The organism is Pradoshia sp., assembly GCF_051873915.1.
Lineage (GTDB): Bacteria > Bacillota > Bacilli > Bacillales > Pradoshiaceae > Pradoshia.
Map to the genome: position 1 here is coordinate 1 of NZ_JBJEFJ010000045.1, position 3,157 is coordinate 3,157.

The 3,157-nt window shown below is 44.3% G+C and carries 6 protein-coding genes; all 6 read left to right on the forward strand.

The window, feature by feature from the left end:
• The coding region (locus ACI35L_RS04985) for a phage major capsid protein (protein WP_439802357.1) at window positions 1-1,094 on the forward strand (1,094 nt) is incomplete at its 5' end.
• Window positions 1,095-1,110: 16 nt separating this feature from the next.
• Complete coding sequence (locus ACI35L_RS04990) at window positions 1,111-1,404, forward strand: phage gp6-like head-tail connector protein (protein ID WP_439802358.1); 294 nt, start codon at window positions 1,111-1,113, stop codon at window positions 1,402-1,404.
• On the forward strand, window positions 1,391-1,759 hold the full coding sequence (locus ACI35L_RS04995; protein ID WP_439802359.1) for a phage head completion protein: 369 nt from the start codon (window positions 1,391-1,393) through the stop codon (window positions 1,757-1,759). The genes ACI35L_RS04990 and ACI35L_RS04995 overlap by 14 nt, the downstream gene beginning before the upstream one ends.
• Window positions 1,756-2,148, forward strand: a complete 393-nt coding sequence (locus tag ACI35L_RS05000; RefSeq protein WP_439802360.1) for a hypothetical protein — start codon at window positions 1,756-1,758, stop codon at window positions 2,146-2,148. The genes ACI35L_RS04995 and ACI35L_RS05000 overlap by 4 nt, the downstream gene beginning before the upstream one ends.
• Window positions 2,148-2,543, forward strand: a complete 396-nt coding sequence (locus ACI35L_RS05005; RefSeq protein ID WP_439802361.1) for a hypothetical protein — start codon at window positions 2,148-2,150, stop codon at window positions 2,541-2,543. Before ACI35L_RS05000 ends, ACI35L_RS05005 begins: the two co-directional genes overlap by 1 nt.
• A 23-nt stretch (window positions 2,544-2,566) precedes the next feature.
• Window positions 2,567-3,157 (forward strand): major tail protein (locus ACI35L_RS05010; RefSeq protein WP_439802362.1); only part of this gene is annotated, 591 nt, incomplete at its 3' end.

Below are 3,157 nucleotides of genomic sequence, written 5' to 3' on the forward strand. Positions count from 1 at the left end.
TGTTAAACAACCCAGAGGCAAGTGAAAAAGAACAATCCGAAGCGTTGAGCAATTACATTGATGCTCTTCGTACTGATGTAACTGATTCAGTCCGCAAACAAGTAAGTGATGACATGCTAGACCGTTCTATCCTGCAACAACGTGGACAAAATGTACTAACATCCGAAGAAATGAAATTCTTCAATGCTGTGGTACAGGATGGCGGCTTCAATGATGATTCTATCCTTCCTGTAACGACTAGAGAGCGTATTTTCGAGGACTTGGTACAAGAACATCCATTGCTTGGTGCGCTTGGCATTCAAGACCTAGGAGCGGTTACACGCTACATTACTTCTGACCCGACTAAAGCATTCGCATGGGGACCACTCTTCGGAGAAATCAAAGGTCAAGTTAATGCTGCATTCGGTGAAGAACAAATCGGTCAATTGAAACTCACTGCATTCGCTGCTATTCCAAATGACATGCTAGACCTTGGACCTGAGTGGGTTGAGCGTTATGTCCGCACGTTGCTCGTAGAATCTTACTCTGTTGGTTTGGAATACGGTTATGTGAACGGCCGTGGTCCTGCAAGCAATGAACCTATTGGTCTAATGAAAAACGTTGGTGCTAACGGTGCCGTAACAGATAAAGCTTCTTCTGGCACATTGACATTCGCTCCTTCTCAATACGGTGAGGTGGTCGCTGGTGAGCTTTACGGAGTAGTTAAAGCGCTGTCTACTGACGAAAAAGGCGATTCTCGTAAAGTGCTAAACCGCATTATCATGGTTGTTAATCCAATTGATGCAATCGGTGTACAAGCTCGTAACACTATTCAAACAGCTAACGGTCAATGGGTAATGGCGTTGCCTTATAACATTCGTGTTGTGGAATCAGAAGAGGTTCCAGCAGGCAAAGCGTTGTTCTTTGTACAAGGTAAATACACAGCTGCTATCGCTGGTGGATACCAACTTAAGAAGTTTGACCAAACGCTCGCTATCGAAGATGCAACACTTTACACTATCAAACAATTTGCAAATGGTAAGCCAGAAGATAACAAAACGGCGCTTGTTTACAACCTAAATATTTCTTTTGATACTGCACCAGCAGGAGCATAAAACGGAGGTGAGCTAAATGGTAGCGCCTCAAATAGTAGAACAATTCAAAGAACGCATGCACATAACTCATTCAATGGAGGATGGTAACCTAGAACGGCTGTTATCTTCCTCCTATGAGGCGATTAAACGGGATTGTGGAGAGTTTGACATCAATAGTAACCTTTCGGGTAAGGAACTGGTTTTCGAACGTGCTAGATACACATATAACGATGCGCTCGAGTTCTTCCAAGGGAATTTCCTGAAAGAGCTGCATAGCTTCTCCTTTTCCTTGTTGCCTGACAGTGAAGGTGATGTAAATGATCAAGTTTGAATATAAAAAGCCTCGGTTCAATGCCGGAGACTTTCGCACACCCGTTACCTTTTACGAGTATGTAGAGAATGAGGGACCGGAGCCGGGGGAATCGGAGAAGCAAGTGGTTTACACCGCATGGGCTAAGGTGGATGAAGTTTGGCAGAAGGATATAGAACAAGCAAAGTCAAACGGAACCTTGGATGACATCACCGTCACCATCAGGGACCCACTAGCTGACTATATCCCGAGCAATAAGCATTATTTCTCTATAGAAGCCCCCGAGTTTGCGGATAGGCGTTACAACATCACGAAGGTACTTTCAGACTTGCAAGACAGGCGCTTTGTCAAAATCATTGGAGATTTATCATCATGAGTGTATCCATCAGAGGCCAAAAGAAGTTAATCGAAGAATTAGAAAGACGGTTCGGCCCTCAACATCTCCAAAAGGTGAGCGACAAAGCGTTAGCAAGGGGTGCTGAGGTAGTCGTCAAGGAGCAAAAATCGCAGTTTGAATCCTTCAAAGACACAGGGGCGTCAATTGAAGAAACCAATATTTCCAAGCCGGTCACTTTAAATGGCGCTAGGACAGTGAGGGTTCACTGGAAGGGACCTAAAGGTCGTTATCGCATCATTCACTTAAATGAATGGGGAACAATCAATAACCCTAAACCTAGAGGTAAAGGAGCAATCGCTAGGTCTTTGCGCAACGCAGAGAAGGAATACCGCAATGTCATCAAGCAATCGCTAAAGGATGGATTGTAATGGATATTTTAGAAACCGTTTATAATGCGCTGAAAGCCGATTCCTTTATCAATAAAGAAGTAGGAACCCGCATCAAGTATTATGACTATCCAGCAACCGGGAGCCTTATGGGACCAACCATCGTACTTGAAGAAGTGGATGCACCCCGACCTGATGATTACGCAGACAACCAATGGCTTACAGATGATTATTATGTACACATCGAGGTTTGGGTGAAGGGTGACCGTAAGAAAAGAGATGAAATAGCCGCCCGTATCCGTAAGATTATGTGGGATAAATTAGGCTTTCATCATGCCAGCAGCATGCAGCCAGAATGGGATAAAGCGACAAACACCTTCCGGGATGCCAGAAGGTACAGAGGAAAAGCATATCGAGAAGATTTAGACACTGTATAGGTGTCTTTTATATTTTATAAGGAGTGATTAAGTTGGCAGAAAACAAAAATTACAGAGCATCAACGGGTGTAGATGAATTTTACTATGCGGTTTTAAATGACAGCGATCTTGTAGAAGGTGACATCGAGCGAGTGAAATTCCTTCAAGAAATCACAGTGGAAATGTCCCAAGAAATCGTCCGTGCTTATGGTGACAACAAAGTCGCGGAATTAGCGGTTTCCAATGGAGATGTATCCGTTACATCAGCGTTCCACAAAGTGCCGGAAGAGGACAAGATTCAACTATTCGGACTTGAGGCTACACAAGACGGTTTAGCTTCGTTCGGTTCAACGGATACGCCACCTTATGTAGCAGCTATCTTCGCTAGAACGTATGAAGATGGTTCTAAAGAGTGGGTCGGACTTCCTAAAGGGATGTTTATGCGCCCGGATATCAGCGGTAGCACAAAAGAAGATGGAGTGGATTTCAGTAACGAAGAAATCACAGCGGAATTCATGGACAGGGAAGTAACAGGGTTCAACGATGAGAAATCCGTTATCTTCGGTCGTGATTCCAAAAGCTCCACAGCCAAGCGAGATGCGTTATTCCTAGCGATCTTCGGTAAAGGGTACCCA

Coding starts and splice junctions, on each gene's coding strand:
- ACI35L_RS04990 (WP_439802358.1), top strand. CDS start 1,111: ATGGTAGCGCCTCAAATAGTAGAACAATTCAAAGAACGCATGCACATA.
- ACI35L_RS04995 (WP_439802359.1), top strand. CDS start 1,391: ATGATCAAGTTTGAATATAAAAAGCCTCGGTTCAATGCCGGAGACTTT.
- ACI35L_RS05000 (WP_439802360.1), top strand. CDS start 1,756: ATGAGTGTATCCATCAGAGGCCAAAAGAAGTTAATCGAAGAATTAGAA.
- ACI35L_RS05005 (WP_439802361.1), top strand. CDS start 2,148: ATGGATATTTTAGAAACCGTTTATAATGCGCTGAAAGCCGATTCCTTT.